At 63.4% G+C, this 12,573-nt stretch carries 10 protein-coding genes and 4 tRNA genes; 6 read left to right on the forward strand and 8 right to left on the reverse strand.

Features of this window, described 5'->3' with window-relative positions:
- Nucleotides 1–4 precede the first annotated feature (4 nt).
- Nucleotides 5–568, forward strand: coding sequence for a G/U mismatch-specific DNA glycosylase (gene mug / locus AB0H76_RS33300; RefSeq protein WP_357331044.1), 564 nt, complete (start codon nt 5–7; stop codon nt 566–568).
- A 12-nt stretch (nt 569–580) separates the two neighbouring features.
- Here mug and AB0H76_RS33305 read toward each other — a convergent pair.
- From AB0H76_RS33305 to AB0H76_RS33335, 7 genes are all read right to left on the reverse strand, one after another.
- Nucleotides 581–653, reverse strand: a tRNA-Lys gene (locus AB0H76_RS33305).
- 4 nt (nt 654–657) lie between these two features.
- Nucleotides 658–728 (reverse strand) — tRNA-Val (locus tag AB0H76_RS33310).
- Between the two features lies 1 nt (nt 729).
- Nucleotides 730–804, reverse strand: a tRNA-Glu gene (locus AB0H76_RS33315).
- A gap of 25 nt (nt 805–829) precedes the next feature.
- A tRNA-Tyr gene (locus AB0H76_RS33320) sits at nt 830–908 on the reverse strand.
- Nucleotides 909–2,604: 1,696 nt separating this feature from the next.
- On the reverse strand, nt 2,605–3,069 hold the full coding sequence (locus AB0H76_RS33325; RefSeq protein WP_357331045.1) for a hypothetical protein: 465 nt from the start codon (nt 3,067–3,069) through the stop codon (nt 2,605–2,607).
- Nucleotides 3,070–3,554: 485 nt separating this feature from the next.
- Nucleotides 3,555–4,094 (reverse strand): hypothetical protein, encoded by a 540-nt coding sequence (locus AB0H76_RS33330; RefSeq protein ID WP_357331046.1) that lies wholly within the window; start codon nt 4,092–4,094, stop codon nt 3,555–3,557.
- A gap of 47 nt (nt 4,095–4,141) precedes the next feature.
- Nucleotides 4,142–4,684, reverse strand: a complete 543-nt coding sequence (locus AB0H76_RS33335) for a hypothetical protein (protein WP_357331047.1) — start codon at nt 4,682–4,684, stop codon at nt 4,142–4,144.
- Nucleotides 4,685–5,394: 710 nt separating this feature from the next.
- On the opposite strand from AB0H76_RS33335, the gene AB0H76_RS33340 reads away from it, so the two are divergent.
- Together AB0H76_RS33340 and AB0H76_RS33345 are read left to right on the forward strand one after the other, a co-directional pair.
- A complete protein-coding gene (locus AB0H76_RS33340) occupies nt 5,395–5,589 on the forward strand; it encodes a hypothetical protein (RefSeq protein WP_357331048.1) in 195 nt (64 codons plus the stop codon).
- Complete coding sequence (locus tag AB0H76_RS33345; protein ID WP_357331049.1) at nt 5,586–6,122, forward strand: hypothetical protein; 537 nt, start codon at nt 5,586–5,588, stop codon at nt 6,120–6,122. Before AB0H76_RS33340 ends, AB0H76_RS33345 begins: the two co-directional genes overlap by 4 nt.
- Before the next feature lie 33 nt (nt 6,123–6,155).
- Here AB0H76_RS33345 and AB0H76_RS33350 read toward each other — a convergent pair whose 3' ends face one another.
- On the reverse strand, nt 6,156–7,745 hold the full coding sequence (locus AB0H76_RS33350; RefSeq protein WP_357331460.1) for a phospholipid carrier-dependent glycosyltransferase: 1,590 nt from the start codon (nt 7,743–7,745) through the stop codon (nt 6,156–6,158).
- 505 nt (nt 7,746–8,250) lie between these two features.
- On the opposite strand from AB0H76_RS33350, the gene AB0H76_RS33355 reads away from it, so the two are divergent.
- The 3 genes from AB0H76_RS33355 (at nt 8,251) to AB0H76_RS33365 (ending at nt 12,565) form a co-directional block, all read left to right on the forward strand.
- On the forward strand, nt 8,251–8,919 hold the full coding sequence (locus AB0H76_RS33355) for an alpha/beta fold hydrolase (RefSeq protein ID WP_357331461.1): 669 nt from the start codon (nt 8,251–8,253) through the stop codon (nt 8,917–8,919).
- On the forward strand, nt 8,916–9,740 hold the full coding sequence (locus tag AB0H76_RS33360) for an SDR family oxidoreductase (RefSeq protein ID WP_357331050.1): 825 nt from the start codon (nt 8,916–8,918) through the stop codon (nt 9,738–9,740). Before AB0H76_RS33355 ends, AB0H76_RS33360 begins: the two co-directional genes overlap by 4 nt.
- Before the next feature lie 989 nt (nt 9,741–10,729).
- Complete coding sequence (locus AB0H76_RS33365; protein WP_357331462.1) at nt 10,730–12,565, forward strand: non-ribosomal peptide synthetase; 1,836 nt, start codon at nt 10,730–10,732, stop codon at nt 12,563–12,565.
- Nucleotides 12,566–12,573 lie beyond the last annotated feature (8 nt).

Genomic DNA, 12,573 nt, shown 5'->3' on the forward strand with positions numbered 1-12,573 from the left:
GGGAATGGGTTCTGGTTCGTCAGCTCGGCCGTCGCCCGCGGATCTGGCCGCGGCGCAGGACGCGAGTATCGCCGATGTGATCGGGCCCGGCTTGCAGGTGCTGTTCTGCGGAATCAATCCGGGCCTGTGGTCCGGAGCCACCGGACATCACTTCGCTCGCCCGGGTAACCGGTTCTGGCCGGCATTGCACCGATCCGGCTTCACGCCACGCCTGCTACGGCCCGACGAGCAGCGCGAACTGCTCGGGCTGGGCATGGGAATCACGAACGTGGCCGCGCGCACGACCGCCAAAGCCGATCAACTGACCGCCGACGAACTGCGCGCCGGCGGACGTGCCCTGGTCGATCGGGTCGAGCAGTACAAACCCCGAGTGCTGGCCGTACTCGGTATCGGCGCCTACCGCACGGCTTTCGGTCGTCCACGCACCACTGTCGGCCCGCAACCCGAGCGGATCGGTGACACCGCGATATGGGTTCTGCCCAATCCGAGCGGGCTCAACGCCCACTACACACTCGACGCCCTCGCCGCGGAATTCCGCGCGCTGCGCGAAATCGTCGAAAACGGTTGAGCTATAAAAGCGTGCGCCCGGCAGGGTTCGAACCTGCGACATCCGGTTTAAGAGACCGGAGCTCTGCCAACTGAGCTACAAGCGCGTAGTACCCGCTGAGAGACTCGAACTCCCGTCTCCTCTTTGTAAGAGAGGCATTCTCCCCTTGAACTAAGCAGGCGTGACGCAGATCGGAATCGAACCGACGACCTCCTGAGTGAAAGTCAGGATGCCCATACCATCAGAGCAACTGCGCCAGAGGCGAATCGGATGATCCGCCAGTGGGGGCGGCAGGGATCGAACCTGCCATGCGTGAGCACCTGGTTTACAGCCAGGCCGAGCCACCAGACTCATCGCCCCCTGGGCAGAGCGACGGGACTCGAACCCGCTAGGACCAGCGACAAGTTCCACGATTTCGCGGGATGTCCCGCCCCGCCCCTCCTGGTCCTCGCCAGCCCCAAACGCGCTGCCTGAGTACAGATTCTAGGGAGCATCCCGTTCCCGGCGCGACCCATTTTGTCCCCGCCCGTCCCGGCCCAAAACTTGGTGATGCCTTGGAAAGGGTCAAGTCGGATGTCCCGGTGTGTCCCGGCGTGTCCCGCCGGGACACACCGGGCTGTTTCGCGGCGTAGCAATCGATCAGCAACCGTGTCTGTGCCGTAAGCGATTGAAGGTTTGACGCGGGGGAGTGCTGCCCGAGGTCACTCGACGCGAATACCGCTGGTGCGTTCCGGGCCCGGCACTGCGGCAACTGCGCACCGTCGCGAACAGTGCTGACCCTCGTCCGCCGGCCGGTGTTCGGCTTCGGTATTGCTCCGCTGTCGGAAGCGCTGGGCCAGAGAGGTTTCGGCCCATGCAGTCGTGAGCGGCAAGTCCGGGGCATCCGCAGCCTACTTCCGACGGCCTCGCCGCGCCCCCGGTCGGAGACTTAAGCTGATAACCGCTCAAACTCGCCTTCAGCGATCGGCAAGCCGACAGTATTTGAACTCGCGACCACCTGACCCCCAGGACTGATCATTAACTGTTCTCGCACGTCACACCCGATTTCTCTGTACCATCTCGGTGCGGCTGACCTGGGGACGTTCGCAGCCGCGCATCGCGTGTGGTCCCCATATGGTCCCCGAAAATCAGGATTGAGTACTGGGGTCGCTAGGTTGGCCCGGCGACGTCGTTCGGACTGAAGCCAGAAATCTGCGGAATATCAGAACCGGTGATTCCATCAAGAACCTCTGGTCCGTCAAGCTTTTTGGTGTAATTCCCTTGCTTAGCAAGGAATTACATTACTTCGGGACGATTCGAGACAACTTGAACATAACGAGAATGCCGCCGGAATTTTAGACCATATTCCGGTTGTCTAAATCCGTGCGCTGTGTCATCAATACCTGAGGAAGGTGGACCGTATGGTCGGTGACTGTTCTCCGAGGTTAAGAGGATTCAGGTCGATGCCGAGCTGTCTTTAGCGCCTGAAATACGCCCCTTGGAAAGGCTGCGTGCTCTTGTAGCAGTCTGGCTGCGAGGCCGCATTCGCTCCTCCACGCCAACCCGCGACTGCGCTTCCATTCCCGCTGCGAACGCTTCTCCGGTCGCGATCTCGACATCGTGGTTAACGCAGCGACCGGCGTACAGGTGTGCGAACGGAAATAGATGGCTATGTAGGTACTCTGGGAGAAAAGACCGATGAACAAAATCGATTGCTGTAATATCTCCTTTTTCGCGCCCAGTCTGACTCAGGCCCGCGGGTGGCTCATGGCGCCAAAGGCGAGGCCAGGGTTTGAAGGTCGCTGAGGAATTTCCGTTGTCGTACGCTGGGCAGGAGACCTGACCCGAGAACCGCTGCGCCGCAGCAACTCCTGTGACGGGCGTAACATTACGGATGGGCATTTGGGGTTGGCTGGCGAGATTCAACAAGCGACCTGAAGCAAGACCTAGGGACGGACCCGACGGGCTCGGCCCGTATAGCGAGCAGGTCGCGCGTGATCCCGCACCCCCGCTCGAATACGGAACACCCCCACCCCCAGACCCGGCGTACGGTCACCCACTCTTCGTAGAGGACACCACTAGATACGATGTGCATCTCGGAAGTCGAAATCGACTGCCGACCAACTGTATTCGGCAATAGGGCGCAGATGATCGGCGATGACGCGGAGAATGGTAGTACGGACTCCGCGGTCGTTCTGCCGGTACTCGATATGTTCTTCTGTCTCGCCGCGTACGCACCCGTGGTCCATGCGAGGCGTTTTGATGACGAATTTGGTGCGGCCGCTGGTGCCGTGTTCGGCGTCGTAGGGCAGACGGAGGTATCCGCACAGCACGTCGATGCATTGCTGGCGGCGTGATCCGTCGGATTCATCGGCGACGCCGGCCATGGCGTAGACCCCGGCGATGCGGACCGCGACGTCGGTGGCGCCGAGTTGGGCGGTGGCGGCGCCGAAGCGTTCGACGAACCGGGACTGTTCGAGGTCGCGTTGGCGTCGGTAGGCGATGACCAGGGCCACGACGCCGGCGCCGCCGGTCAACGCCACCTTGGTGATGTCGATCTCGGCGGCGGCTTTGCTCGCGTCGACCGGGTGATCCAGCGTAGGAACCCGTAGGCCGCGGCCGCGACGGTGAGTCCGGCCAGCAGTGCGAGCGTGACCGCGGGGAGCAGTCGTATTCGTCCTGCGCGGAGTCCGAGCGCCGCACGGGAATCCTTACTCAGTCGCGCGCGCAGTGCGCTGGTTCTCGTATGTGCTTGTACGCCAGTGGCGCTCACCCTCCCGGACACCGCACCGATGCTGCTCGCCGCGGTCTACCCGACAGGCTGAAAGCGCGGAAACTCGACGATTCTCGACACCTCGTGCAGGAGGCTATGAAACTGGTAGATGAGCAGGAACTTGATCTGATCCGGCGCACGACGCCACGCTGGCTTGGTGGCTCTGAACTTCTCTGATATGCAACAGAAGCGGGCCGGGGCGGATCAACCGCTCCGGCCCGCTTCGAGAGGACCTACCTCTTCATGAGGTTATAGTCAGCAGGAAGGGGAGGGCCTGCCTGCCACCGCGACGGCCGCGCACGCCCATTTCTTGTCGATCTTCCAGACGCCGTCTTCTGCCACGAACGGGACGTCGGCCTTCTGGGGGTTCTCGACGCCCTTGAGACTCACCGCGGTGATGGCGGTGACCTGCTTATCGGTGGCGCCGGCCTTGACCTCCAGGACCCGGTAGGTGAATCGTGGCGCGTCGGGCCGGTTGGCCAGGTTCGGGTCGGCGAGCTGAGGATCGGCTTCGCCTTCGACCAGGCCACGCTTCTGGACTTGGGGTATGGAGGGGTCCATCACCTTCGCCAGCACGCCTTCGAGCACGGCAGCGCTGGGCCGCTCGAGCGCTGGCCCTGGCTGCTGGTCTGTCGGGTCGACCGGTGCGGGTGTCGGTGTCTGGCTGGACGTGGGGTCGGCACCGGCGAGGTTGGTGGTCGCGATGCCGGCGCCTACGGCGACAACGGCCAGGCAGGCCGCGGCCGCGATTGCTGTGCGCCGCTTGGTCTTCGCTGAAATTCTGGTCTCTGTCATGACAGATGGTGTCCTTCTAGTGCTCGATGTCGCGATGCGCGGGGCTGCTACACGCAGGTGTAGTCGGTGACGGGGAATCCCTGACTGGCCACGATGCGTCCGCATTCGAAGTCCTGCCAGAAGAACCAGTAACCGTCTTTGAACTCGGCGAATTCATCGGTGCGCGGATAGCGCCAGATGCTGCGTTCATAGCCCGCGTTCCCCCAGTACCAGGCGATGGTGCCCCAGATGGGGTGTGCGCCGGTGTAGTTGCGCCAGTAGATGTGGCCGCGGTCGCCGAAGTGCTGGCGTCGCCCGTCGACGTCGGGGTTCACGAGCTCGTCCGATGTAGGGCAGCCCAGTGGTCCGCCCAGTCCACCCTTCTCGTTCCATTTGCCTTCGATCGCTCCACCTATCGAGTGGCCGCATACGAAGGCGGCCGAGGCCGTGGGCGCTTGTACTACCGCGCCTCCGGCGGCCACAAGCGTCATGACCGCTCCCATTACGATACGCGCGGCCCGCTGTCCGGGCCTGCGGACGGATCTGCCGCGGACGGCACCGATGGCCGATGTACCGTGGTGGGTAGATCTACCGGAATTATCCATTGGCATACTCCAAATGCATTGCAGGGGAATGCATTCCCCCAATTGCCCAACCCCCGCAAACCGCGATGGGTTGCTCCACACGGCGTATCCCAGGCAAGCAGGCCTAAACCGACCAGTTCCTCTAATCCGATGTTCGTCATATGACCGTCATGAGGGGCGGGGTAGGCCTGCGGCGGTGCGACTTGCCCTCAGTCGGCGTATGCGCCCTGGTGAGGCCGTAGATCCGGTCGGTGACTGGATCGCGCTGTGGCACAGGGGTGCTGGATCATTCCTTTCAGATCTTTCAAGGTCGCTGTGAGGTCGTGTATCGGGACGTCGGCGTTACGGGTGCTGGTGGGCAGCTGGGGGACGGTGAAATTCTCCGTTGGGTATCCCGAACGCCTCGTCGGGCGGAAATGGCGACTGGACGTACTCGGGGCAGCGTTCGGCGAGTGATCGTTTGACGAATGCGTTCCCGCGTCTGAACTATTGGGTGGGGTGAACGTTGCCACTCGATGTCGTCGTTGTAGATCATCCCGTTCAGGTTCGCGTCCGCCAGAGTGACATGCCTGCGGCAGTGTCCCGGTAGCCACACATTATGGGCCGACTTCGGGTTTGAGCCTCTGTGATGCGCTGCGGACATGAGCAGGTAAGTGCGCCAACAGGATTCGGTGAACTGCCGTGTTGGCGTCACTGTTACTCTGCCATAGCATGCTTGATCAACTGGAGGGATAACTATGGGTGAGTACTTCGCTACAGCTCTAGCGCACCTCAGCGGTCTGGGAACCATGGTCATGGCGTTGTCGATGGCAATGGCGCAGGTCGCCGGTCCTGACGCGCCACTGCAACTAAGTGCCCTCACGCAAGGTCTTGCCGGCGGCGCCGTTACTTGGGTTGAGGAGAACCAGGCTGCGGAAAGTTGGTTCGAATGACCAAGTTGGGAATTGTCCGTGCGATCGCATGCATCGGGGTCTGCCTGCTACCGATAGCGATCCTGAGGGGATGTTCGTTGTTACCGGATCCAGTCAAAGACTGGAGGTCGATCGGTCTGTGCGGGTTGGTCGATCACAGACAACTCGGGACACTCGTAGAAAATCCGGGCACGCTCACTGCAGAGCCCTTGATCAATGCCGATACCCCAGGAGATCGCTACATCGGATGCAAATTTAAGGGTGAATCGGAGACGGTGCGGCTGAGCATTGTTTTGCGGGAGGCATCGGAAGGTGGGATCCACCCTGAATTCACCGATCGTGAATTTCAAGTCGCCAATAAGAAGGTTGTCGCCACGTATGAACGGGACGGGGATTGTAATCTCGCCATCCTGTTGCAAGATAAAACCCTGACTATGACGTTCGTGCCCGAATTCAGCAAGCGAGCCGTTGCGGTCGGTGATACCTCATCGGCAAGTTGTGACGCGCAGAAACCGGTAGTCGAGTCTGTTATCGAACGGGTCGGAATGCATTGAAGTGTGTCAGCTGTGTATGCATCCTGCATGGTCTTAACGCCAGCTGGGCAACCACAGATGCGTCTCCCAGTTGCTGAGGGTGATCGGCATGCCGGTGAGGATCGGCCAGAGCCAAACGAAGTTGGCTATCACGAGCCCGAGATACAGGCATACCAGCAGAAGATTGAGGCTCTGCCGCTCTCCGGATGGCGGGAGCCGGTACCGGTAGGCCGTCCGAGGAGAGGGTAGCGAGCCGAGGATGTTTCCTAGGACCAGTGCGATTCCCATGATCAGGAACGGTGCCATCGGGATTGCGTAGAAGTAGTACATCTGCCGGTCCAGGTTCAGGAACCAGGGCAGGATCCCGGCGCAATAGCCGACCAACACGGCCGCGTAACGCCAGTCCCGGCGGGTCGTGGTGCGCCACAGTGCCCACGCCAGCATGGGTAGCGATACCCACCAGAGGGCGGGTGTGCCGATCAGCATGATGGCCTTGACGCACTTGACTTGGCCACAGCCGCTGCCGGTGTCGGCGTAGTGATACAGCATCGGCCGCAGGCTCATCGGCCATGACCACGGTTTGGATTCCCATGGGTGGTGATTACCTGCCGAATTCGTCAGCTCCTTATGGAAACTCAGCGATTCTCCATGGTTGTGCCACAGCGAACGCAAAGCGTCCGGCACCCACATCCACAGGCCGCCGGTACCTATCGGATCCTTACCGGCTTGGGGATTTCCCACCGAGTACCGGTCGTAGCCGATCTCACTGGCGAACCAGAAGCCATAGCTCGCCAAATAGACCAGTAGGGGAATAAGAACCAAGGCGTAGAGGGCGGGGCCGAGGTCGCGGACGGCAGTGCCCGACCACGGTCGACGCACCGCGTAGGCACGGCGTGCGGCGAGGTCAAAACAAACCGACAGCACCCCGAACGCGGCCACGAAGTATAGGCCGGACCACTTTGTGCCGCACGCCAATCCGAGCAGCACGCCCGCACCGAAACGCCACCAGCGCACGCCTAGGCGCGGGCCGAACTCGCTGACCGCGATGCGCGCTTGGACGTCGGCATGCGCCAACCGGGCGCGAACTTCGTCGCGGTCCACGATGAGACAGCCGAATGCGGCGGTGACGAACAGGGTTTGGAAGATGTCGAGCATCCCGATGCGCGAGGAGACGAAGGTGGCGCCGTCACAGATCAGCAGAACGCCCGCGATTGCGCCGATCAGCGTGGACCGCGTCAGTCTGCGCGTAATCCGAATGACCAACAGCACCAGCACAGTTCCGAAGACCGCTGCGGTGAAACGCCAGCCCAGCGGCGTGTAGCCGAAGATCGCCTCCCCCAGTGCGATCATCTGCTTGCCGACCGGCGGGTGCACGATGACTCCGTAGGCGGGGTTGTCCTCGGTACCTCCCCCGTTGAGCATCTCCCAGGCGTGGTGCGCGTAATACTTCTCGTCGAACGTGGGTGTCCCGCCGTCGGTGGGATAACTCAGAGACACGAACCGTGTAATTGCCGCGATCACGGTGAGGAACGCTGTGACGAGCCATCCTCGCATCCGGTCGGTGGGACCGAAGTCCGGAGAAGGGCGCAGCGGCGCCGGACTGGTGTATACCCGTCCCACACTGCTCGCCGGTTGCTCGATCATCTGAGTCACAGATCTAACCTAGACGAGCAAGTCCGAAGTCTCGGTGACCCCCGCACGTCCTCTTCACCTTCGACAGTATCGCCCCGCGTGGGAGGAGGGCTCCGAAGTCATTGTGTGACAAATGACTTGGAAGCCCTTTGCCGGGCATCCGGTTGCTGTGACGGACGGCACACCAGGGCTGTCGTGGCCGTGGCCGGCTGCCGCGCCGGTCGTATGGCATCGCGGTGGAAAACAGGTGATCAGTGTGGTGCGAGCGAGTAGTTCGCGGGCTCGGCCAGCTCGGATCAGGAGTGGTAAATCATGCTGGCGGACAGTCGATTTGGGACTCTCGGTTGGCGGGCCGACGTTGACAGGCGTACCACTTCGAGCAATCATGGGATGAAGTAGTCCAGCGCCTGGCAATGAGGGAGTTGTTGCCGCAAATTTGTGCTGGGGGCCGGCAATGAGGGAGTTATTGCCGCAGGTGTGTGTTTGAGGAGGGACCTCGTTGTCGACTGCTACTCTCGTGTGCCTGCCTTTTGCGGGCGGAGGCGCTTCATTTTTCACCCAATGGCGTGAGCACACCAGTGATTTCGATATTCTCCCAGTCCTACTGCCCGGGCGCGAGCGGCGCATCGACGACGCACCGTATCGGAACGTACAGCGCGCGGCCAATGGCGTGCTGCCGGAAATTCTCGAGCAGGTCGATCGCAAGCGGCCCGTGGTGTTATTCGGGCACAGTCTCGGCGCGGTACTCGCCTACGAAATAACCCAGCGCCTGGTGAATTACACCGATCTGACGGTATCGAGATTGATCGTCAGTGGATCGCCCGGCCCGGCGACGCAGCGCGAAAAGCGCGCCACTGGACTCTCGGACGACGATTTCATCACGCGAGTCCGGGAATTCGCCGGATTCTCCGACGCGGCCATGGCAGCGCCACAGATTCGGTCGATGATCCTGCCCGCCCTGCGGGCCGATGTCGAGATGCACGAGAATTACCGGCCTAGTTCGCGCACGCCCCTGCCGGTGCCGATCACCTCGATTCGCGGCGGCTCCGACGACCTGGTCAGTGACGCGCAAGCGCGGGAGTGGCAGGCCGAGACCAGCGTCGACTTCACGTTCGTCGAACCGAGCGGCGGGCACATGTATCTGGTCGACAGCCCGGATGCCGTCCTGCAATCGGCCCGGCCATGAGCCTGGCGGGCAAGGTCGCGATCGTCACGGGGGCGGCGCGCGGCGCGGGCCGAGCCTGCGCGGTGGCGCTGGCGCGGGCGGGAGCCGATGTACTGCTCCTCGATATCGGTCATGACCTGGCGGGGGTCCCGTATCCGCTGGGCTCGGAAAGCCAGCTGGCGCTGACGGCCGAACTCTGCCGGGAGTTCGGGCATCTAGTACTGAGCGAGCTGGCCGATATGCGGGATTCGGCGGCGGTGGGCGCGGCCGTCGAGACCGCCCTCGACCGATTCGGCCGAATCGACGTGCTGGTCAACAATGCCGGCATCGCGGCGCCGTCAGGGAAGGTCGTGCACGGTATCACCGAAGACGAGTGGGCGCTGATGATCGATGTCGATCTCTCCGGCGCCTGGCGCGCGATCCGGGCAGTCGCGCCGACCATGGTCCGGCAGCGATCCGGTTCCATTGTCAATATCGCCTCGACCGCAGGCATGGTGGGATACCGGAATTTCGCCGGATATGTCACGGCCAAACATGGATTGGTCGGATTGACCAAAGCTGCGGCATTGGACTATGCGCCATTCCAGATCAGGGTGAACGCGGTGTGCCCGGGCAACATTCGGGATGCGCACTGGGTGGAGGGACGAATGCTGTCCGAGGTCGCGCGGTCGCTCGGAGTTTCCACCGACGATCACGAAACGTTGTTCACCCGGGACCAGCCGATGAATATCCTGGTCGAACCCGACGATGTTGCATCTGCCACCGTCTGGCTGGCATCCGCGGAATCGAGCCGGGTGACCGGCTCGATTCTCACAGTCGATGGTGGATTCACCGCCCATTAGCCGCACGGGAACGCAGGGGAGGGGCACGAAACTTGGCCACGAATCAGAGAAGGGCCTTCAGCGATAACAGCGCAGCAGGTGGAGAATTGCTGCACGGTTTTCGAATTCGAGTTCCCGGCGATGTCGATCCGGTCGTCCTCGTCGAACGCTTCCATGCCGCGCAGGACCTGCGGGCGCGGCTGGGCATCACGCCTCGAATCTGGTCGGATCAGGTGGCGGCCGTAGCGGCTGATCGGTACTGGCGGAAGGAGTTGACCCGCGCGGTGTCCGCGCGACGCGGACTGCGGGCCGTGGTGCTGAGTTATGTGGAGGGTGGGGCGGATCTCCTGTTGATCGCGCGTCGCGACCGGCTGGACCGTCGAACGCTTGCACTGCTGGCCGAACAGCTGACGCTCGGCGGCGTTTTCGCGCTCGCGGATCAGGATTTGCCGGTGCCGCCGAACGAGGCGCCGATCGTTCCCGCGTGGGGCGCGGGTGAGTCGCTGCAGGCGGGCGGCTTCGGCGAGTACGAACTGTCGATCGATGGCGCGCCCACGATCGACGCAATGCTGGTCTGGATGGCCGCGCTCGGCATCGTCCTGTCCCGCTACGACAACACCGACACTCCGGCGATCGGGTTCCGCTCGCTGCCCGGCGCCGAGGGCGCGGAGCGAGGCGGTGTGGTGTCGCTACCGATCGTGGCGACACCGGTACAGCTCATCGCCGGACTGCGCGCCGCCGTAACGGACCCGGGTCAACCATCCGGGCAGGTCAGCGTCGGCATCGTTCTAGACCCCGCTGGCACGCGAATGGACTATGTGCCGTATCCGATTCCGGTCTTCCCACTGACGCTGAGCGCGGAGCGCAATGCCGTGGGCGACTACAGCCTGCGCTGGCGCTATCGATCGAACAGCTTCGGTGCCGAGCGGGTGCGCCAGTTGGCCGGCCATGTCGCGACCGTCCACAACCTGATCCTGCGTCATCCCGGGCGGGATGTGCGCGAGATCGACATGCTCACAGAAGCGGAACAGCGGCGGATCATCGGCGCAGGTCGTGGCGCACCTGCTGTGGTGCGAGGGCACCGTCGGATCGACGCAGTGTTCCGGGCCCGCGTGCGAGAAAACCCCGACGCTGTGGCGGTGTCGATGAACGGACAGGAACTGACCTACCAGGAATTGGATTCCCGGTCGGATCGGCTGGCTCGGGCGCTGGCGGCCGCCGGTGTCGGCGCTGGCGATCACGTCGGCGTGTGCCTGGAACGTTCGCTTGATCTGGTGCTGTGCCTGCTGGCGGTGGTGAAGGCGGGAGCTGCCTATGTCCCGTTGGACCCGGACTATCCTGCCGGACGGCTGACCTACATCGCGGACAATGCCGATCTGGCCGTTGCCGTGGCCGACGCCGACGTTGCGGACATCTTCGCGCGGGTACTGACACTCGACGAACTCGAGGCGGCGGCAACGGATTCAAGCTCCACGCTGGAATCGGTGAGCACCGAGGCCACCGATACCGCGTACATCATCTATACCTCCGGTTCCACCGGACGTCCCAAGGGTGTCGCGGTTTCGCACGCGAACGTCGTCGGCCTGATCGACGCGACGGCCGACGACTTCGGTCTCCGCGCCACCGATACCTGGACGATGTTCCACTCGGCCGCGTTCGATTTCTCCGTGTGGGAGATCTGGGGGTGCCTGCTCACCGGTGCGCGCCTGGTCGTGGTGCCGTACTGGGTGTCGCGGTCGCCGGTGGAATTCCTGGGCCTGCTGGAGAAGAACCGGGTGAGTGTTCTCAGTCAGACGCCCTCGGCCTTTGCGCAGCTGATCAACGCGGCTGCGGAGCGCTCGACCGCCTTGTCGACCAGGTTGGTGATCCTCGGCGGAGAGCCGCTAGACACGCGAATGGTGCTGCGCTGGTTCGATATTCGACCGGAGACGACGTGCCGTGTGGTGAATATGTACGGCATCACCGAGACCACGGTGCACGTGACCGCGCACACGGTGACGCGGCGCGCGGCGGTGGCGGGCTCCCGATCGGTCGGCCGGCCGCTGCCGGGGTGGCACGTCTATGTCATGGATCGGGCGGGCCGGCCGCTGCCGTTCGATGTTCCGGGCGAGATCTGGGTCGGCGGGGTCGGGGTGTCGAAAGGCTATGTCAACGCCACCGGCGACGAGGGCGCGCGATTCGCCGCCGACCCGTTCGCCGACGGTGTCGTCTACCGCAGCGGTGACTGGGGACAGCTGACGGCCGACGGGCAGCTCGTGCATCGCGGGCGGATCGACAGCCAGGTCAAGGTACGCGGCTTCCGAATCGAGCTGGAGGAGATAAGGTCCGTGCTGCTGGCCGATCCCGTGGTGCGCGCGGCGGCAGTCGTGGTGCGGCACAACGATATCGAGGATGCAGCGACCGCGCGCATCGATGCCTACGCGGTGCTGCGCGGTGCCGGTGATGCGGGGACCCTGCGCCGGAATCTGTCCGAGCGCCTTCCGACATACATGATGCCCGCCACGATCAGCGTGCTGGACGAACTGCCGCTGACGGTTAACGGCAAGGTCGATACGGCCCGGCTACCGGCTCCCCGGTTGTCGAGCACGCGGGCGTCGGAAGCCCCTCGCCCCCAGTTGGATTCGTCGATGATCGCCCGACTCGCAGAGCTGTGGTCGGAGATGTTCGGGGCTCCCGTGGCACCGGACGACGACTTCTTCGAGTTGGGGGGCAACTCACTGCTCGCGGTCCGGCTGCTCGCCGATCTGGGCGAGGCGACGCTCACCGTCGCGGATCTTTACCGGCATCCGACGATTCGCCGACTGGCCGGGCTGCTGGACGCCGCGGCTGTGGCACCGACTGGATAGGGATACAG

The sequence above is a fragment of the Nocardia sp. NPDC050712 genome (assembly GCF_040654295.1).
GTDB lineage: Bacteria > Actinomycetota > Actinomycetes > Mycobacteriales > Mycobacteriaceae > Nocardia.